This is a genomic window from Pseudomonas sp. GL-B-19 (genome assembly GCF_019956415.1).
GTDB lineage: Bacteria > Pseudomonadota > Gammaproteobacteria > Pseudomonadales > Pseudomonadaceae > Aquipseudomonas.
On sequence record NZ_JAHBDK010000042.1, the window covers coordinates 20,698 to 38,365 of the forward strand.

Consider the following 17,668-nt stretch of genomic DNA (forward strand, 5'->3'; position numbering starts at 1 on the left):
AGGACTGGGCGTCAGACCAGAGTGCGCATCACTCTGAGGGTCCTGTCGATGTCTTGCGGCGTGTTGATGATCCCGGCCGAGAACCGCACCGTCGAATGGCGGTAGGGCGTGGCACTGGCGATGATCTTCTGCGCCTTCAGCTTGGCCACCACCTCTTTAGGGTCCCGGCCTTTTACATCACAGCAGACGATTCCCGCGGAAAACTGCGCAGACTGGGGCGTGTGCAGGTGCACACCGGGCAGCTTCGACAATCCTTCCTTCAGCTGTCCATTGAGTTCAGCGACGCGGTCAGCAATGCGCTTGCGGCCGATCTGCTTGATGAACTCGAATGCCTCGATCACGCCCCACTGGTTTTCGAACGCCAGGAATCCTCCGGGACTGACCCAGGCAGCCTGTGTATCTCCCTGAGGATCGCGCTGTTGTCGCCACGCATTAGCGGGCTCGGCTGCCATGATGGTAGGAATGGTCGGCATGATCTGTGCCCATTGACCTTCACGAGCCCAGACCAGGCCCGTACCGTGCGGGCCAAGGATCCACTTGTGCGTCCCTGCGCAGAAAAAGTCGCAACCCAGGCTGGCAATCTGCGCCTCGGAACAACCGAAGCCGTGTACGCCGTCGATCACATAGATGATTCTGTCTGCCTCGGCGCGATCCTGATTGACTCGCGCCACGAGTGCCCCGATCTCCTTCAGCGGTAAACGCACGCCGGTACCCGAATGCACCCAGGTCATTGCGAGGATCCGGGTCGAGGGCCTGATGGCTGCTTCAATTCGGCCGACGATTGCGTCAACACTGACATCCTCGGGCCGTTCGTAAAGGTCAATCCGTCTCACGCTCCCGCCCCATTTGACGACAGCCAGGCGCATGGCCTCGTCGTGGGTGTACCACTCGTGGTTTGTCGTCAGGATTTCCTGGTCTGGTGCCAGTTTGAGACCGTTGTAGACCAGCGCCAGGCCCTGCGTGGTACTGGTTGTCAGTGCGATGTCCTCAGCCCGTCCACCGGTATAGTCTGCCGCCGTTGCGCAGACCTTGCGCCAAACCATGTCCTCGGGTCTGGCGAACATATTGTCCTCCAGGTAGGTATAGGGGTTTTCATCGAATGCCTGCCGGTGGCGGGCCATCGCGTCGCGCACGGGCTTGGGGTTGGAGGCCAGAAAGAAGTTGGAAATGTGTACGAACTCTGGCGACAGCTTGAACTGCGCCCGCACGGACGCCCAGTCGTTGGGGTCCAGCGCTGCTACCAAATCATCCTGAACAGGTTTGTTACCCACCTGTGCACCCGCCACGCCTGCGATCATGCTGCCTCCAACCAGGGTCGCGCCAACAGCCGCACCCACGAATTCACGTCTTCCCAGACTCATACCAACTCCCTGTCGATTCATATTGAAGTGCGCGCAGGACGCGCGAACATAGCATTGAAAATGCGCTGTCCATAGAGGCCGACGGCCAGGCCGAGCACGATCAGAACCACCGCCAGTACTTTGCTCGGCGGCACACTTTCGTTGAATACGAAAACAGAACCGAGCATGCCGAAGATCGGCACCAACAACGACAGTGGCGCTACCGTCGAAACCGGATAGGTCTTGAGCAGCGAGTTCCATATCCAGTAGGCGAACAGGGTATTGGGGTAGACCTGAAACAGAATCGACAGCACGGCGGTCGTGTCGACCTGATTGACGAACGTGGTATAGCCGGCGCTGCCGTTCACCGCGTAGTCGAGGGCGAACAACGGAATCGGCGCGAAGGCGCTGGACCAGACCAGAAAACCAAAGACATCCTTGGTGCTGGCCTTCTTGTTGATGATATTGGCTACGCTCCATGAGGCCGCGCCAACCAGTACCAGAAGCACGCCAGGCAGGCTGACCGAGCCATCGCTGATCATGATGATGCACAAGAGCCCGCCGAATGCGATCAACATGCCCAGCACCTGAAAGCGGGTCAGCGCCTCCTTGAATACCCACCCGCCCAGCAGGATGGTGAAGAACGCGCTGAACTGCAGCACCAGCGAGGCGATGCCTGCCGAGAGTCCGGCCTTGATGCCCAGGTTTACTATGCCCCACAGTCCGATGCCGAACACCAGTCCGTATCCGATGATGTAGCGCCACGGCACATCGGGCTTGCGGATGAAGAAGATCGCCGGTAACGCACAGAGACTGAAGCGGATGCCCGCCAGGATGAACGGATCTACGGTGGCCAGTCCCAGTTTGATCACTGAGAAATTGACACCCCAGATTGCCGTGATCAGTACAGCCAACACTACGTGCAGTGGTTTCATTGATGAGTCGCCTTGATAAGGGTGGGCAATGTCACGCTACGGAAGTCAGGTTTTCGGCGAGGCTCACTCGGGAAAACAGCGCTTGCATCCAGGCCTGGGTCTGTTGCGGGTCTGCTGTCTTGACGATGCCTGCCAGCGGTGCCTCGAAGGCCGAATAAGTCACGTGCCCCGGCAGGAGCGCGCCCGGTTGCAGTTCGTTCCACTGCACGACGAATGGGTTTTCACGCAGTTCGTCTGCGCCGTGCAGTCCTTGATAGATCCGCTCGGGGTGAGTGTGCCCAGGGAATACAAACCAGCCGAAGCCCAGGTTTGGCTGCTGCTTGGTCAGATGCGCGATGTCCAGTTCGCCCTCAATGTGGATGCGCAACTCCAGCGACGGCATGTGGATGCCGGTGGCCAACTCATAGGTCGCTACCACATCGGCGCCACCCACCCGGTTACCCACCTCAAGGAACACCGGTTCGTCACCCTCCATGATGGCTTCCAGATGGAACGCGCCATTGCGGATCTGCACCGCTTCCAGCGCAGCGCTGACCCATACCTGCATCTGCGCGGTGGTCTCCAGGTGCCAGGAGCCCAGAGGATGGCCGCGCTCCATGTAGTCCAGGCACGTACCTACATATTGGCTGGAAAGCATGGTGAGGATCCGGCCGTTCTGTACCAGGCCGTCGAAATGGCGGATGGGACCACTGATGTATTCTTCGACCTGAAAATCTTCGATGCACAAGGACAGGTCGCTGATCTTGCGACTGATCTCATCAAAGGTTCGAGCCGGCTGCTGGTGAATGCTGACATCCATGCTCGATGCGCCACTGTGTGGCTTGAGCACGGTGGCCCCGTGCCACGGTACCCGGCCCTGAAGTGCCAGGTAGCGATCAAGCGACATGAAGCTTGGTACTCGCAGCTGTCGGGCCTGAACCGCCGCTTTCATGTCCAGCTTGTTGCGCGCCAGGTTCACCATCTCCAGCGAAGCACCTTCGACATTCAGCGCTTCGCGCAGGCGCGCAGCGTCGAGCAATTCGTACTCGGACATCGAGATGATCCGGTCAAAGCGTTGTGGAAACTGTGCCAGCCACTGCAGCGCTTCATCGTAGGCGCTGGCCGACCCCGGCCGGACTACGCTGTTGCAGCGCAGTCCTGGCGGCAGCGTATCGATCGCCGATTGTTTTCCCAAGTACGTGACATCGTGCAGTTCATGGTCGATGCCACGGTGATACTCGATGCGCGGGTAGGGCACCCGATGAAGGATGAGAATTTTCATGAAAATGGTCTCGAAGCGTAAAAGATAGGGGTCAGGACGCAACCTTGAACAGACGCTCGGACGCCAGGCTGCGGTCCAGTACGACCAGCCACTGCTCGCGCAGCACCTTCACCAGATCGCGGATGTCGACGCTCGGGTCATGCAGCGCGACGCATGCGTGGGCCACGAAGTCGCTGTTGTCTCGGGGGATTGCATGGATCAGCCGTGACTCGCTAGCGATCCACGCGCACTCGATGAGGGCGATATTTTCCTTCGTCAGGATCAACGCCCGCGCCGCCAGGGCCAGCGCGTGGTGGACCAGTGCCTGTATATCGCCCAGCTCGGCCACGTCGATCGTCACATCGCGAGGCACACCGAACATCACCGTCGCGGCGCTGCAGGTGGCGGCTGGCAGCACATCCGGCACTTGCCCGGCAAAGACCGAGTCAACCCAGGCCGCATACAGGTCAAGACCATGAACGGCTTGCGCCAGCGTCCAGATCTTCATGCCGCCGGGACGACGGTTCGGCTCGATCACTGCAGTCTTGTAGCCGGTATCGCTGAGCTTGATTTCGTTGTGAAACGGACCGATGCGCTGGCCGACCAGTCGATTGACGTGCTCGCCCGCCACTCGAATGGCACGTTGCTCTTCCTCGCTCAGGCGGGCAGGCAGGATCTGCGCCACTTCCACGGGGTAGCGCCCGGTAGCGCTGACTTTCTCCGTGACGAACCACAGACTCCCCAGCCCGTCATAGGAGTATTCGCGAGTGAACGTGATGAAAGCCTCTGCCAGCACGCCCTTGTCAAGATAAGGCGCCACTTCCGAAAAGGCCTGCTCACAGTCACCTCCCGGCGCTACCATCACCACGCCGCGGTTGTTGCCTTCGCAAGCGGGTTTGATCACGAAACCGCGCTCCTGGCGGACGGCAAAATTGCGCACATCGTTCAAACAATCGATCCGCACGAAGTCCGGCAACATCACCCCCTGCTGGTTCAGCAGGGGACGGATGCGATTTTCGGCGATGCGGTACACCAGTTTGTCAAACGCTCCAAGCGCAAGTTCTGCCTCGTCCACTGGCAGCCCGAGCCGTTCAAGCAGCGCTGCACCGCTGGCCACCGCGTTGTCGGAAAAGACCATTCCAGCTGTGATCCTGGCAGCGTCATCGCCCAGCTGTCTCAGTGCATGACTGATGAAATCAGGATCCAGCGGATCGGCATCGATCACTCTGTCGCTGATGTCCTTGTCATGGTCCTGGGGGTTGGCCCTGACCAGCCAGGTCTGCGCACCCCACTGTTTGCGCGCATAGTCGCGCATGTGCAGGACATCGCCGATCCGGCTCAGGTTGTAGTCCACAATTAGCAATACAGGCGCTCGCAGCGGCATGTTCGTCATCCTCATCCGGGGGGGCATGGACAGCAGTGATGTTCCAGGCGATTGCTCGCCGATTTTTTAATGGCTTTGGGCCTGATACCGGATATCCAGCGCTGTAGCGGAAATGCTGGCCAGGTGTTTAAGCTCCGATGCCTGACTGGCACGTTCGAACGTCCACAACAATTGACCCAGGAACACTTCACGGGCATGCGCAGGAATCACATCGCCTGCTTTCAAAAGGATGTGCTTCACGACCGGGGCGAGCGGCAACTCGTTCAACGTCACTGAACTCAGCGTTCCCGGCTTCGCGAAATACACCCGAAAGAATGTCGCCACGGACTGTGCGCTGGTGCCATCCGCACGCCAGCCATACTGAGCCAGGCGCTGCACGAGTTCTTTGCGTGGCTGCGCATCGTCCTGGCTGGCCAGCAGAAGGTCCAACCACAGTGAAAGCATGCTGTGACCGAGGGTGACAGCCTCGACGCTGTGAGAAATCAGGCTGCCGCCGACTCGCGGATTGATTTCGATCAGGTCCCAGTGCTCCCCGGTGAAGCGCGCTTCCACGTGATAGCAGCCCCACTTGAGCTCCATGCAGCCCAGTACATTTTCGAGCCAGTGCAGACCTGCAACGATCTGGGCCTGGTCGAGGCTTACCGGGGGCGTGGTGCAACTGTCCTCCAGCACCGTCTCGGCGGTCTCGGTCACTTCGTATTTTTCATGGATGGCCACGACATGGACCTGACCATCGACCAGCAGAGTCTCGAAACTGAATTCGTGGCCGGGGATGTAATTCTCCGCCATGAACGCCAGTCCATCGTTGAACGCAGACGCGTACACCGTGTCTTCGGCAGAGGCCAGACGCAGAGCTTCGAGTGCATTCCACGTAGTGTCTTCGCGCATGGGAAATGCAGCGTAGGAAGCAATCCCATGAATCGGTTTGATGAAATAGCGCTGATCCTGCGCCTTCAGCAATTCCAGCACAGGTGCAGTCAGCGCGTGGGCGTTAGCCTGCGACAAGCCCGCCTCGGCGAGTCGGTTGCGCACATTGAGCTTGTTACGCAGTGCCAGTGCCTGCCCGGCATCAATGTCATAAGTCCCGAGCGAAGCGTTGGCCGCCGCCATCAGGTGGCGATAGCCTTCCCATACACTGATGCAGCACGTGACCTGCTCGCCCGACTTGCGCAGGGTCTGCAGTGCATTCTGTACATCCTCGAGCCTCAACTGGTGAGAGTCGGTGGTGTAAAGCCGGTCCGTCCAGGTCTGAATCTGTTCCAGCCTGGACGGCACATGTTCTGGGAGCGGCAATGAAGACAGCACGAAACACCGGAGCTGCCGTCGATGCAGCTCCTCCTTCAAGTCCTCCAGGAAAGAAAAGCCGCAGTGGCTCAGGATCAGAACACCGGGTCGGTTTGAATTCATTGCCTGCTCCATGGCTTAAGCTGCCTTGTCTTGCGGCTTGGCCAGGGTGTTGATGTACAGCTCGCTGAAGTACATCGCGAGGATCTTCTGGTGCTCTTCGAGGTAGCGTTTCAGCGCATTGATGTCCTGCTCGCCCTTGATCAGGAAGCGCAGTGCCGCCCAGACTTCACCCGGGTGGTCATCATTGATGTCGGTATGCGAGTGGGAAACCTGGCCAACAATCTTGGTCTCGCCGATCGAAGACTTGAGCGCTTCGAGCTTGCGCGGTTCAAGCTTCACGTTGACGTACTCGACCAGGTAGGAATAAGCGACCACGCCGAGCGGTCCTTCATGGTCCAGCAGGTAAGAGAAGAAACCGGCCAGCAGTTTGGTGGACAGGTAAGGTTCGGTGGCGAGGAACTCCTCGCGGCTGACGCCTACACGCTCCAGGTCCTGAATGAACAAGTCGTCGTGGAGCATCTCTTCCTGCTCGTAGTGAGCCCAGATCTGCGCAGCTTCCGGGCTGACCTTAGCCACTTCCACTAGCGCTTTTGCTTCGGCAACCCGCAGCAGACGGATACGCCATGCGGTTTCGATCAGATGACGCTTGTAGTACAGGCTGTTTACGTCCTTGCCTTCCAGGTGAGCGGCTTGAGGTACGGTTTCGTACCATTGCTCTACTTGCCCGTCGATGATCTTGTCGATTTCTGCGCGCAGATTCACCGAGCCAGCGGCGTTGAGAAAAGGAGTGCGATCACCATAGCCAACATTCTTTACACGGTTAAGCATAATCAAGCCTCTATTTTTAGTTTGTTTAAAACGCTTTAATTACAACCACAGTTCAATTGCAACGGTTAGCCCATAACATCAATGGCCACTTCACCTCTTATCAAGCATTGACAGGCCAGCCGGTATTCTTCGCCGCTGTAACCCAGAACCTCGATAAAAGCCTCTTCATCGTCATCCCGAGGATTCAACGCCTCGATACCTGATGTAACCCTGATCAGACAGGCGCCACACGCCCCTACGCGACACCCCAGAGGAATCACGTTTTTCCCTCCGGCTTCGTACTCTATGTCCGTGAAGGGCGCATTGACCGGTAGCTGGAATTCAAGTTGATGCGAAGTAATTGTTAATGTGTGCAGTGCCATACATGCCTCATGTCAATATTAAAATTCGTGTGGCAGGCACACAGTTTTACGCCAGAGTTTATAAACTATGGAGAGGGGCTTGGTTAATTTTGAAGTTATCGGTGAGTCAGCTCAAGATACAACCAATACAACAACGCTATTCCACTAATGGCAGCCCCCAACAGGCAAACGCTCACCCAGCCAAAGTTGGCATAAGTGTAAGTTGCAGCTATGGCGCCCGCACCGCTACCCACCGAGTAGAAGCACATATAGGCGCCCACCAGGCGGCTTTGTGCATCGGGCCGTGCGGCGAAGATCAGGCTTTGGTTGGTCACATGCACCGCTTGCACGGCGAAGTCCAGCAGTACCACTCCTACCACCATGGCCAGCAATGAGCTTTCAACAAACGCGGTTGGCAGCCAGGACAAAGTCAATAACGCCAGAGCAATGCCTGTCGTGCGATTGCCGAAGCCTTGGTCGGCCAGTCGTCCGGCCCGTGCCGCTGCTAGTGCGCCCGCCACTCCCGCGAGACCGAACAGGCCGATCTGGGTATGTGACAGCGATAGCGGAGGCGCGCTAAGCGGAAGGACCATTGCGGTCCACAACACGCTGAATGCAGCGAATATGAGCAGGGCGAAGGTGCCTCTGACTCGTAGCGTGGGTTCGGTCAGATACAACTGGAAGACCGAACGCAGTAACTGCCAGTAGCTGCCTTTGGCTGGCGGCGTTGTCGATGCCGGCATGGTTCGATACAGCACCAACGCCATGCCGATCATCAAGGCTGCCGACATGAAGTACACGCCTCGCCACCCGGCCAGGTCGGCCACCGCGCCGGAGACGAAGCGGGCGAGCAGAATGCCCAGCACTACCCCACTGGTCACCGTTCCGATGGCTTGACCGCGCTGGTCCGGGCTCGCCAGTGTGGCAGCGTAGGCGACCACCACTTGAACCACGACGGCCATCAAGCCGACCAGCACCATTGCGCCGAGCAGCATGCCCCAATCCTGGGCCAGTCCTACTGCGCACAAAGCCACGGACGACAGCAGCATCTGCGTCAGAATCAGTCTCTTGCGGTTCAGCAGATCGCCCAGAGGGACGATGAAAAGCAGCCCCACCGCATATCCGGCTTGAGTAGCAGTGACCACCACGCCAATAGTGCCGGGTGCAACCGAGAGGCTGGCTGCCATGGACTCCAGCAACGGTTGTGCGAAATAGACATTGGCCACGGCCATGGCGCAGGTGATGGCGAAGAGAAATGTCTGGTAACGACTTAAGCCGGTGGCTGCACGTCCCTGAGGGGGCAGGGTGGTGCCTCCGCCAGCTGATATTTCGGCTTCTACGCCCATTTTCGAAGGCTTTAGAGGGTTCAGCGACATCATTCCATCCTTGGAACCAAGTGGTTTCTAAACAAAACCGATGCGTTGATTTTTAACAAAACTAGTTTTAATCTACAACTACTTTTACAAAATATTTTCGTCTGACGTTAGGACTTTTTTTAAACGATCTATCCCTCAAATTTGGAGAGACATGGCCAGACAGCAGCTACTGGCACAAAGTGAATGCCCTGTGGCCCGCACGCTTGAAGCTATCGGAGATCGTTGGGTGCTGATGATCATCCGCGACGCTTTCGATGATGTTCGCCGCTTCAGTGAATTCCAGAAGCGTCTTGGCCTCGCCAGAAACATCCTTACGGTAAAACTCAAGATGTTGGTCGAGTTGGGCGTATTCGAAATCCAGCCGGCATCCGACGGCAGTGCCTACAAGGAGTATGTTTTGAGCGAGATGGGGCGCGCCGTGTTTCCCATAGTGGTCAGCATGCGCCAGTGGGGTGAGCGCTTCCTCTTCAGCAAGGGCGAGCGTTATTCGGTGCTGCTGGACAACGATCTGTCGGAACCGGTCGAGATCATCACGGTTCGTTCCAGAGCGGGCAAGATATTGACCCCGGCAGATTGCCACCGGCGCGTGGTCAAGCGCGATGCTTGATAGTCGCGGCTGGGTACTGGACTGCGGGTGACTGTCGATTGTGCTCGCGGTACAGCGATGTGCCGCGAGGGTATCGAGATCGCGTCATCAGCTCTTGAACATGCGGCAAGTCGGATCGCCGCACCACCGATCCCACATTAGATCGGGTTTCAAAGTGGGAGCGGTGGTGTTACTCGGTTGGCGGATTGAGCTTCGCTTCCAGCTCTGCCACCTTCGCCTCAAGACTCTCCAGTCGTGCCCGGGTGCGTGCGAGCACGACCATCTGGCTATCAAACTCTTCACGGCTCACCAGGTCGAGCTTGCTGAAGCCGCTCTGCAACAGCGCCTTGAACTGGCTTTCGATTTCGCTTTTCGGCAGCGGGGTTTCGCCGCTGAAGAGGCGGGAGGCGGTGCCCGTCAGGGCGTCTAGGAAGTCTTTGGGCGCGAGCATGGGAAAGGTCCTGGAAACATTGGCGGGCAGTGTATCACGCAGTGTCTATAGTCAATTCCGGTAGCCAGCTAGTGCACGTTTTTCGCGCATGCGGACGGACGGCGGCGCACCGTTGTTGTGCGTTAGTTCCCGGGTAATTCAGGGCGGTGGCTTGTGGTATTGGCCAAGAGATTGAATTCAATGGGTTTTGTTGAGATGGCAAGCTTTCTGCTTAGTGACTATCAACCCATGCACTGATGCAGTCGCTGTGTCGAATGCAGTGCGCCAGGCGAAACAGGGGGGAAGTGTTTCGTACGGGGTGGTTAGCTGGAGTCGGACGGGCATTCAAGGCCGACGATGCGTTACAAAGCCAGGCACTGCGCTTAGACTTGAGACGGGTTTGTTTTCCTGGGGCAAGTCCACCAATTCGGGAGAGAGTTTTCATGAAGCTAGTCACTGCCATCATCAAGCCGTTCAAACTGGACGACGTGCGCGAGTCGCTGTCCGAGATCGGCGTGCAGGGCATTACTGTTACTGAAGTCAAAGGCTTCGGTCGGCAGAAGGGTCACACCGAGCTGTATCGCGGCGCGGAATACGTGGTCGATTTTCTGCCTAAGGTGAAGATCGATGTCGCCATTGACGACAAGGATCTGGATCGGGTTATCGAGGCGATAACCAAGGCGGCCAACACCGGCAAGATCGGTGACGGCAAGATCTTCGTGGTCAATCTGGAACAGGCGATTCGCATCCGTACCGGCGAAACCGATACCGACGCAATCTAAGCCGCCACAAACCCAACGCCCCAGGAGAAAACAATATGACTCTGCGTAAATTCGCAGGGCTAGGAGCCCTGTTGTCCCTCGTAATGCCCGGCTTGGCTATGGCGGCAGACGAAGTGGCGGCCCCAGTCCTAAACTCCGGCGATACCGCCTGGATGATGACCTCGACAGCCCTTGTGCTGTTCATGACCATTCCTGGCCTCGCGCTGTTCTACGGCGGCATGGTGCGGTCCAAAAACATTCTTTCCGTGATGATGCAGTGCTTCGCCATTACTGGTCTGATCAGCGTCCTGTGGGTCATTTATGGCTACAGCATCGCGTTCGACACGACTGGCATGGAGCAGGGCGTCGTCAACTTCAATTCGTTCGTCGGCGGCATGGGCAAGGCATTCCTCGCCGGCGTCACGCCATCGAGCCTGACCGGTCCTGCGGCGCTGTTCCCTGAGGCGGTGTTCATCACCTTCCAGATGACCTTCGCCATCATCACCCCTGCGCTGATCGTCGGTGCCTTCGCCGAGCGGATGAAGTTCTCCGCCATGCTGATCTTCATGGGCGTGTGGTTCACCCTGGTTTACGCACCGATTGCACACATGGTCTGGTCCGGTAACGGCGGCCTGTTGTGGGACTGGGGCGTGCTCGACTTCGCCGGCGGCACCGTGGTGCACATCAACGCCGGTGTGGCCGGACTGATTGCCTGCCTGGTACTGGGCAAGCGCAAAGGCTTCCCGACCACCCCGATGGCTCCGCACAACCTCGGTTACACCCTGATGGGCGCCGCGATGTTGTGGGTCGGCTGGTTCGGCTTCAACGCCGGCTCCGCTGCTGCGGCCAACGGCACGGCCGGCATGGCGATGCTGGTGACCCAGATCGCAACCGGCGCTGCGGCACTGGGCTGGATGTTCGCCGAGTGGATCACTCACGGCAAACCAAGTGCACTGGGTATCGCCTCGGGTGTTGTCGCCGGTCTGGTGGCAATCACGCCAGCCGCTGGCACCGTGGGCCCGATGGGCGCGCTGGTCATCGGCCTGGCGGCCGGCGTGGTGTGCTTCTTCTGCGCCACGACCCTGAAACGCAAACTCGGTTATGACGATTCCCTGGACGCGTTCGGTGTACACGGTATCGGCGGTATCCTCGGCGCGATCCTGACTGGCGTGTTCGCTGCGCCATCCCTGGGTGGCTTCGGCACCGTCACCGACATTGCCGCACAAGTCTGGATCCAGTGCAAAGGCGTGGGCTTCACGGTGATCTACACCGCGATCGTCACCTTCATCATTCTCAAGGTCCTGGACGCCGTCATGGGCCTGCGGATCACGGAAGAAGAAGAGGCTGTCGGCATCGACCTGGCACTTCATAACGAGCGCGGCTACAACTTGTAAGACGCGCATAAAAAACTTGCCCGGCTTGCCGGGCATTTTTTTGTCTGGTGTTTGTCAGTGAAGGAACTGCTGAAAGGTTTTTTCGTACACGTTCAGGGGCGTTTACGACGGGCGTTTTTCTGCGGCCAATGGCTTACATCATTGAAGGAATATTAGGGCCTTTGTTTTTTCCCAGAGCGCGCTAGAATGCGCCCCGAAGGTGCGGAGAACTGTATGTGGCAACAGACTCTGATTACCCTGCGGGCTCGGCCCCGGGGCTTTCATCTGGTAACGGACGAGTTACTCGCCGGCTTGCCTGAACTCAAGGCGTGTCGGGTCGGTCTGTTGCATTTGTGGCTGCAGCATACCTCGGCGTCGTTGACCATCAACGAGAACGCCGATCCGGCGGTACGTCGCGACTTCGAACGATTTTTCAATCGTCTGATCCCACAAGGAACAGACGGCTATGAGCATAACGACGAAGGCCTGGACGACCTCCCGGCGCACTTCAAGGCCAGCGTGCTTGGCTGTCAGCTCAGTTTGCCGATCTCGGCAGGCCGACTGGCGCTGGGGACCTGGCAAGGTGTTTATCTGGGCGAGCACCGTGATTTTGGCGGTGCCCGTAAAGTCCTCGCCACCGTGCACGGTGAAGAGGCATGAACCGCTGGTCACCGGCGGTTATTGAATTTTTCCGGCGACTGTCGACAGACGGTGAAGCTGGGCTATAACTAATCTGCTTTTCGCAAGTCATGAGGTAGAACATGAGCGACGATGATCTGGAAAACGACGACCTCGAAGTAGGCGACGACGACGAAACCGAAGAAGGTCTGGAAGCAGCGGCCGAAGACGTCGCTGAAGACGATGGTGGTGAAGCGCCTGTTCCGACCGCCAAAGGCAAAGCCAAGGCTGCGGTGTCGGTCGATGAGCTGCCGAGCGTTGAAGCCAAGAACAAGGAACGCGATGCACTCGCGCGGGCCATGGAAGAGTTTTTGGCCAAAGGCGGTAAGGTGCAGGAAGTGGAGGCCAATGTGGTCGCCGACCCTCCCAAGAAGCCTGATAACAAGTACGGCAGCCGGCCTATCTAAGCGCCTGCCACTTGCTTGCTGAAAAAGCCCGCCGTCGCTGCGGGCTTTTTCATGGGCGGAACAAAAGCCTTGGGGCCTGACGCAACCCTGTAGGAGCTGAGCTTGCTCCGGGCGGCGTTCCGACGATTGTGGTGCGCCAGTCGATATAAATTCTGAATGTTATGCAGCCATCGCGAGCAAGCTCGGCTCCTACACGGGCGGTGTGTGGATTGCGGTCAGTGCTGGGAATTCCAGAGGGCCAACAACGCCGGCAATTCGGTCAGGCTGCGAATCTCCGCGTCAGGCAGGCGATCAGCTTCCCACAACTTGCCTTGCGGGTTAAACCAGACCGCCCGCAACCCTGCCTGCTGCGCCCCGGCAATGTCATCGCCCGGATGATCGCCGATGTGCACGGCCGTTTCCGCCGTCGCCCCACCCCGTTGCAACGCCTCATGAAACAAGCGTGCGTCCGGTTTGGCGATGCCGATATCTTCGGCGCACAGCGCAAACTTGAAGTAATCCGCCAGCCCTAACCGGCGTACATCGGCGTTGCCGTTGGTGATCACGCCCAAGGCGTAGTGCTTGGCCAGTGTTATCAGGGTCGGCTCGACTTCGGGGAACACTTCGATCTGATGCCGCGCATGCAAAAACACTTCAAAGCTTTTTTCGGCGAGTTCGGTTGCCTGGCCGTGGTCGTAACCGGCCTCTTCCAGCGCATGGAACAACACCCGACGGCGCAACGCGCTGATGCGGTGCTTGAGACCCGGCTCGCTGCTCAGGATCCGCTCTCGAATGGCCCACAAATGCTCTACAGGCACGCCCCCAAGGTTCGGCGCATGCTCGGTCAGCCATTCACGCAGTACGGCTTCGGCGCTGAGGATCACCGGGGCGGTGTCCCACAGGGTGTCGTCGAGGTCGAAGGTGATCAATTGGATGGTCATGAGTCATCGCCTTTAATGCGTTTGGCCCGTGGATGGGCGCTGTCGTAAACCGTGGCCAGGTGCTGGAAGTCCAGGTGGGTGTAGATCTGGGTGGTCTTGATGTCTGAGTGGCCGAGCAATTCCTGCACCGCGCGCAAGTCTTGCGAGGATTCCAGCAAGTGACTGGCAAAGGAGTGCCGCAGCATGTGCGGGTGCAGATTTTGCCCCAGCTCGCGCTCACCCGCAGACTTGACCCGCACCTGAATGGCTCGTGGGCCGAGGCGCCGGCCTTGCTGGCTGACGAACACGGCGTCGTCCGCCGGGTTGGTCATGGCCCGCAGCGGTAACCACAGTTCCAGCGCTTCGCGCGCCTTTTTGCCAACCGGCAGCAGACGGGTTTTGCTGCCCTTGCCCAGCACTTGAACCATGCCGTCGGCCAGATCCAACTGATCCAGATTGAGCCCGGTCAGTTCTGAAAGGCGCAGGCCAGAGGAGTAGAACAACTCCAGAATCGCCTGATCCCGCCGCGCCAGGAAATCATCCTCGACTGCGCCTTCCAGCAGTTGCAGTGCGCGGTCGGTGTCGAGGGTTTTCGGCAGGCGACGCTCACCCTTGGGCGGCGCCAGGCCATTGGCCGGGTCGTGGTCGCACAGACCTTCGCGATTCAGATAGTGATAAAGCCCGCGCACCGCCGATAGCAGCCGCGCGAGGCTGCGGGATGATTGACCTTGTGAATGCAGGCGGGCTATCAGGCTGCGCAGGCGCTGGATGTCCAGGGCGGCCCAGCTGTCGATGTTCTGTTTGGCGCACCAGCCCAGCACCTTGTCGAGGTCGCGGCGGTAGGCGTACAGCGTGTGAGGCGACACCTGTCGCTCACTGCGCAGGTGTTCGCAGTAAGCGTCCAGTTGCCGTTCCATGCTCAGCGTACCGAGCGCAGGGAGGTGTTGACCCGTGGCAGCACGCGGCCCATGACTTCGGCGATGTAACTCAGGAACAGGGTGCCGACCGAGCTTTTGTAGTGTTGCGGATCACGGCTGGCGATGGCCAGGATGCCGTGAATACCTTGGTGGCTGATCGCGACGACGGCGGTGGAGCCGATTTGCTTGCGCTGTTCTTCGCCGAACAGGAAGTCCAGTTCGTGTTCACGCAGGCTGCCGCTGATGCTTTTGTCTTCCGTAAGCAAGCCGCCGATGGCCGTTTGCGCTTCGGCGTGAGTGGCCCAGCGACCCACCGGCATCGGGTTGTCACCCAGCAGAATCAGGCTGACAAAGGGCACCTGAAAGTCCTGGCGCAAGCTGTCTTCGACGCTGATCACCACGTCTTCCAGGCTGGTGGCGTCCATCAGCGCGAGAATAAGGCGGCGGGTCTTATCGAAAAGTCGGTCGTTATCGCGGGCCACGTCCATCAAGTGCGAGAGGCGATGACGCAGCTCAATGTTGCGGTCGCGCAGGATGGTCATCTGCCGTTCGACCAGCGAAATGGTGTCACCTCGACGGTGCGGAATACGCATGGCCGGGAGCAGTTCTTCGTGGTCGATGAAGAAATCCGGATGAGCCTCCAGGTACGCGGCAATCGCCGCCGCCTCAAGGCTTTCGCAAGGGGCTTCGTCGGGCTGCAGGGCGGGAACCTGGGGCTTATCGGTCATGGATTTCGCTCACTTAAAGACGCACTTGTCCTTCATACACGCGTACTGCCGGGCCGGTCATCATGACCGGTTGGCCTGGGCCTGCCCACTCAATGGACAAACGCCCGCCAGGCAGGTCGATCAATAGCGGCGAATCCATCCACCCCTGGCTGATTGCGGCCACTGCGGCTGCACAGGCACCGGTTCCGCAGGCCTGGGTTTCCCCGGCACCGCGTTCCCAGACGCGCAACTGCGCACGGCTCCGGTCGATGACCTGGAGAAAACCGACATTGACCCGCGCCGGGAAGCGCGGGTGGTGTTCGATTTTTGGACCCAGTTCATGCACCGGCGCATTGTTGATGTCGCTGACCCGCAGCACGGCATGGGGGTTGCCCATGGACACGGCGGCCAGTTCGACCGGGGTGCCATCGACGTCAACCGGATAGCTCAGTGCCTGTTCCGGGGCAACAAACGGAATGTCGGCCGGCACCAGGCGCGGTGCGCCCATGTTGACGCTGATCTGGCCGTCGCTACGCACATCGAGTTCGATGATGCCGCTTTTGGTTTCGACGCGTATCTGCCGTTTTGCGGTCAGGCGTTTGTCGAGTACGAAGCGGGCGAAACAGCGCGCACCGTTGCCGCACTGTTCCACTTCGGAGCCGTCGGAATTGAAGATCCGATAACGGAAATCCACGTCCGGGTTGCTCGGCGCTTCGACGATCAGCAGCTGGTCAAAACCGATACCAGTGTGCCGGTCGCCCCATTGCTTGGCGTGCTTGGGCAGAATATGCGCGTGCTGGCTGACCAGGTCGAGGACCATGAAGTCATTGCCCAGGCCGTGCATCTTGGTAAAACGCAGCAGCATGGGGTTACTCCGGCAGCAGGCTTTCGCCAGCAAACAACTCGGCTACCGTCTCACGGCGACGCACTTCAACTGCCTGATCACCGTCCACCAACACTTCAGCGGCGCGGCCGCGGGTGTTGTAGTTGGAACTCATGACAAACCCATAGGCGCCGGCCGAATGCACAGCCAGCAGATCGCCTTCTTCCAGGGCCAGCTGACGGTCCTTGGCCAGGAAGTCGCCGGTTTCGCAGATCGGGCCGACGATGTCGTAGGCACGAGCCGCCGTATCACGCGGGCGCACAGCGGTGACGTCCATCCAGGCCTGATACAGCGCCGGGCGGATCAAGTCGTTCATGGCCGCGTCGACGATGGCGAAGTCTTTGTGTTCGGTGTGCTTGAGGTATTCGACTTGCGTCAGCAGCACGCCGGCGTTGGCCACGATGAAGCGACCCGGTTCAAACACCAGCGCCAGGTCACGCCCGTCGAGACGCTCGCGCACAGCCTTGATGTAGTCGCCAGCCAATGGCGGCTCCTCATCACGGTAACGCACGCCCAAACCACCACCGAGATCGATGTGGCGCAGGTAGATGCCGCAATCGCCGAGGCGGTCGACCAGGCCCAGCAGGCGGTCGAGGGCATCGATGAACGGGGGCAGGGTGGTCAGTTGCGAACCGATGTGGCAATCGACGCCGACGATTTCCAGGTTCGGCAACTGCGCGGCACGGATGTACACGTCTTCCGCGTCAGCAATGGCGATGCCGAACTTGTTCTCTTTGAGACCGGTGGAAATGTACGGGTGCGTGCCGGCATCAACGTCCGGGTTCACGCGCAGCGAGATCGGTGCGCGAACGCCCAGCTCGGCGGCAACCACTTGCAGGCGTTCCAGCTCATCGGTGGATTCGACGTTAAAGCAGTGCACGCCGACTTCCAGGGCGCGACGCATGTCGTCACGGGTCTTGCCGACACCGGAGAACACGATCTTGTCAGCGCTGCCGCCAGCGGCCAGAACACGCTCCAGCTCGCCGCGGGAGACGATGTCAAAACCGGCACCCAAACGCGCCAGGACATTCAGCACACCCAGGTTGGAGTTGGCCTTGACTGCAAAGCAAACCAGATGCGGCATGCCGGTCAGTGCATCGGCGTATGCCAGATACTGAGCTTCGATGTGCGCGCGGGAGTAGACGTAGGTCGGTGTGCCGAAACGTTCGGCGATGGCAGACAGGGCCACACCTTCCGCGAACAGCTCACCGCCACGGTAATTAAAAGCGTCCATGT

Annotated in this window: 19 protein-coding genes; 5 read left to right on the forward strand and 14 right to left on the reverse strand. The window is 59.2% G+C overall.

Going from position 1 to position 17,668, the window contains the following annotated elements:
• Positions 1-11 precede the first annotated feature (11 nt).
• From KGB06_RS17145 to KGB06_RS17180, 8 genes are all read right to left on the reverse strand, one after another.
• Entirely contained in the window at positions 12-1,361 is a 1,350-nt protein-coding gene (locus tag KGB06_RS17145; RefSeq protein ID WP_223517734.1) for an aminotransferase class V-fold PLP-dependent enzyme, read from the reverse strand.
• A 17-nt stretch (positions 1,362-1,378) separates the two neighbouring features.
• Entirely contained in the window at positions 1,379-2,275 is an 897-nt protein-coding gene (locus KGB06_RS17150; protein WP_223517736.1) for an EamA family transporter, read from the reverse strand.
• A gap of 31 nt (positions 2,276-2,306) precedes the next feature.
• Positions 2,307-3,536: an acetyl-CoA carboxylase biotin carboxylase subunit family protein gene (locus tag KGB06_RS17155; protein WP_223517738.1), complete on the reverse strand. Its 1,230-nt coding sequence runs from the start codon at positions 3,534-3,536 to the stop codon at positions 2,307-2,309.
• Positions 3,537-3,567: 31 nt separating this feature from the next.
• Positions 3,568-4,899 (reverse strand): acetyl-CoA carboxylase biotin carboxylase subunit family protein, encoded by a 1,332-nt coding sequence (locus tag KGB06_RS17160; protein WP_223517740.1) that lies wholly within the window; start codon positions 4,897-4,899, stop codon positions 3,568-3,570.
• Between the two features lie 66 nt (positions 4,900-4,965).
• Positions 4,966-6,306 (reverse strand): acetyl-CoA carboxylase biotin carboxylase subunit family protein, encoded by a 1,341-nt coding sequence (locus KGB06_RS17165; RefSeq protein ID WP_223517742.1) that lies wholly within the window; start codon positions 6,304-6,306, stop codon positions 4,966-4,968.
• A 15-nt stretch (positions 6,307-6,321) separates the two neighbouring features.
• Positions 6,322-7,074, reverse strand: a complete 753-nt coding sequence (locus KGB06_RS17170; RefSeq protein WP_223517743.1) for a hypothetical protein — start codon at positions 7,072-7,074, stop codon at positions 6,322-6,324.
• A gap of 65 nt (positions 7,075-7,139) precedes the next feature.
• Positions 7,140-7,436, reverse strand: a complete 297-nt coding sequence (locus KGB06_RS17175) for a 2Fe-2S iron-sulfur cluster-binding protein (RefSeq protein WP_223517744.1) — start codon at positions 7,434-7,436, stop codon at positions 7,140-7,142.
• A 95-nt stretch (positions 7,437-7,531) separates the two neighbouring features.
• On the reverse strand, positions 7,532-8,791 hold the full coding sequence (locus KGB06_RS17180) for an MFS transporter (RefSeq protein ID WP_223517745.1): 1,260 nt from the start codon (positions 8,789-8,791) through the stop codon (positions 7,532-7,534).
• A 151-nt stretch (positions 8,792-8,942) separates the two neighbouring features.
• On the opposite strand from KGB06_RS17180, the gene KGB06_RS17185 reads away from it, so the two are divergent.
• The gene (locus KGB06_RS17185) at positions 8,943-9,398 is read left to right on the forward strand and encodes a winged helix-turn-helix transcriptional regulator (protein ID WP_223517747.1); all 456 of its coding nucleotides are present in this window, start codon (positions 8,943-8,945) and stop codon (positions 9,396-9,398) included.
• A 169-nt stretch (positions 9,399-9,567) separates the two neighbouring features.
• Here KGB06_RS17185 and KGB06_RS17190 read toward each other — a convergent pair whose 3' ends face one another.
• Positions 9,568-9,828, reverse strand: coding sequence for an accessory factor UbiK family protein (locus KGB06_RS17190; RefSeq protein ID WP_033060695.1), 261 nt, complete (start codon positions 9,826-9,828; stop codon positions 9,568-9,570).
• Positions 9,829-10,250: 422 nt separating this feature from the next.
• On the opposite strand from KGB06_RS17190, the gene glnK reads away from it, so the two are divergent.
• The 4 genes from glnK (at position 10,251) to sutA (ending at position 13,026) form a co-directional block, all read left to right on the forward strand.
• Positions 10,251-10,589: a P-II family nitrogen regulator gene (glnK, locus tag KGB06_RS17195; protein ID WP_002555808.1), complete on the forward strand. Its 339-nt coding sequence runs from the start codon at positions 10,251-10,253 to the stop codon at positions 10,587-10,589.
• Between the two features lie 35 nt (positions 10,590-10,624).
• Positions 10,625-11,962 carry an ammonium transporter gene (locus KGB06_RS17200; RefSeq protein ID WP_223517748.1) on the forward strand — a complete coding sequence of 446 codons (1,338 nt, stop codon included), beginning with the start codon at positions 10,625-10,627 and terminating at the stop codon, positions 11,960-11,962.
• Positions 11,963-12,175: 213 nt separating this feature from the next.
• Positions 12,176-12,601 (forward strand): secondary thiamine-phosphate synthase enzyme YjbQ, encoded by a 426-nt coding sequence (locus KGB06_RS17205; RefSeq protein ID WP_008030499.1) that lies wholly within the window; start codon positions 12,176-12,178, stop codon positions 12,599-12,601.
• Between the two features lie 101 nt (positions 12,602-12,702).
• Entirely contained in the window at positions 12,703-13,026 is a 324-nt protein-coding gene (sutA, locus tag KGB06_RS17210; protein ID WP_007942370.1) for a transcriptional regulator SutA, read from the forward strand.
• Positions 13,027-13,241: 215 nt separating this feature from the next.
• Here sutA and KGB06_RS17215 read toward each other — a convergent pair whose 3' ends face one another.
• The 5 genes from KGB06_RS17215 to lysA are packed head-to-tail and all read right to left on the reverse strand — an operon-like array spanning position 13,242 to position 17,666.
• The gene (locus tag KGB06_RS17215) at positions 13,242-13,946 is read right to left on the reverse strand and encodes an HAD family hydrolase (protein WP_223517749.1); all 705 of its coding nucleotides are present in this window, start codon (positions 13,944-13,946) and stop codon (positions 13,242-13,244) included.
• Positions 13,943-14,842, reverse strand: a complete 900-nt coding sequence (gene xerC, locus KGB06_RS17220; RefSeq protein ID WP_223517751.1) for a tyrosine recombinase XerC — start codon at positions 14,840-14,842, stop codon at positions 13,943-13,945. Before xerC ends, KGB06_RS17215 begins: the two co-directional genes overlap by 4 nt.
• A 2-nt stretch (positions 14,843-14,844) precedes the next feature.
• A complete protein-coding gene (locus tag KGB06_RS17225; protein WP_223517753.1) occupies positions 14,845-15,570 on the reverse strand; it encodes a DUF484 family protein in 726 nt (241 codons plus the stop codon).
• Positions 15,571-15,583: 13 nt separating this feature from the next.
• Positions 15,584-16,414, reverse strand: a complete 831-nt coding sequence (gene dapF / locus KGB06_RS17230; RefSeq protein WP_223517754.1) for a diaminopimelate epimerase — start codon at positions 16,412-16,414, stop codon at positions 15,584-15,586.
• A gap of 4 nt (positions 16,415-16,418) precedes the next feature.
• Positions 16,419-17,666, reverse strand: coding sequence for a diaminopimelate decarboxylase (gene lysA, locus KGB06_RS17235; protein WP_223517755.1), 1,248 nt, complete (start codon positions 17,664-17,666; stop codon positions 16,419-16,421).
• Positions 17,667-17,668 lie beyond the last annotated feature (2 nt).

Coding starts and splice junctions, on each gene's coding strand:
- KGB06_RS17200 (WP_223517748.1), top strand. CDS start 10,625: ATGACTCTGCGTAAATTCGCAGGGCTAGGAGCCCTGTTGTCCCTCGTA.
- KGB06_RS17205 (WP_008030499.1), top strand. CDS start 12,176: ATGTGGCAACAGACTCTGATTACCCTGCGGGCTCGGCCCCGGGGCTTT.
- sutA (WP_007942370.1), top strand. CDS start 12,703: ATGAGCGACGATGATCTGGAAAACGACGACCTCGAAGTAGGCGACGAC.
- KGB06_RS17215 (WP_223517749.1), bottom strand. CDS start 13,946: ATGACCATCCAATTGATCACCTTCGACCTCGACGACACCCTGTGGGAC.
- KGB06_RS17175 (WP_223517744.1), bottom strand. CDS start 7,436: ATGGCACTGCACACATTAACAATTACTTCGCATCAACTTGAATTCCAG.
- KGB06_RS17190 (WP_033060695.1), bottom strand. CDS start 9,828: ATGCTCGCGCCCAAAGACTTCCTAGACGCCCTGACGGGCACCGCCTCC.
- xerC (WP_223517751.1), bottom strand. CDS start 14,842: ATGGAACGGCAACTGGACGCTTACTGCGAACACCTGCGCAGTGAGCGA.
- lysA (WP_223517755.1), bottom strand. CDS start 17,666: ATGGACGCTTTTAATTACCGTGGCGGTGAGCTGTTCGCGGAAGGTGTG.
- KGB06_RS17150 (WP_223517736.1), bottom strand. CDS start 2,275: ATGAAACCACTGCACGTAGTGTTGGCTGTACTGATCACGGCAATCTGG.
- KGB06_RS17225 (WP_223517753.1), bottom strand. CDS start 15,570: ATGACCGATAAGCCCCAGGTTCCCGCCCTGCAGCCCGACGAAGCCCCT.
- KGB06_RS17170 (WP_223517743.1), bottom strand. CDS start 7,074: ATGCTTAACCGTGTAAAGAATGTTGGCTATGGTGATCGCACTCCTTTT.
- glnK (WP_002555808.1), top strand. CDS start 10,251: ATGAAGCTAGTCACTGCCATCATCAAGCCGTTCAAACTGGACGACGTG.
- KGB06_RS17180 (WP_223517745.1), bottom strand. CDS start 8,791: ATGTCGCTGAACCCTCTAAAGCCTTCGAAAATGGGCGTAGAAGCCGAA.
- KGB06_RS17160 (WP_223517740.1), bottom strand. CDS start 4,899: ATGCCGCTGCGAGCGCCTGTATTGCTAATTGTGGACTACAACCTGAGC.
- KGB06_RS17145 (WP_223517734.1), bottom strand. CDS start 1,361: ATGAGTCTGGGAAGACGTGAATTCGTGGGTGCGGCTGTTGGCGCGACC.
- KGB06_RS17185 (WP_223517747.1), top strand. CDS start 8,943: ATGGCCAGACAGCAGCTACTGGCACAAAGTGAATGCCCTGTGGCCCGC.
- KGB06_RS17165 (WP_223517742.1), bottom strand. CDS start 6,306: ATGAATTCAAACCGACCCGGTGTTCTGATCCTGAGCCACTGCGGCTTT.
- KGB06_RS17155 (WP_223517738.1), bottom strand. CDS start 3,536: ATGAAAATTCTCATCCTTCATCGGGTGCCCTACCCGCGCATCGAGTAT.
- dapF (WP_223517754.1), bottom strand. CDS start 16,414: ATGCTGCTGCGTTTTACCAAGATGCACGGCCTGGGCAATGACTTCATG.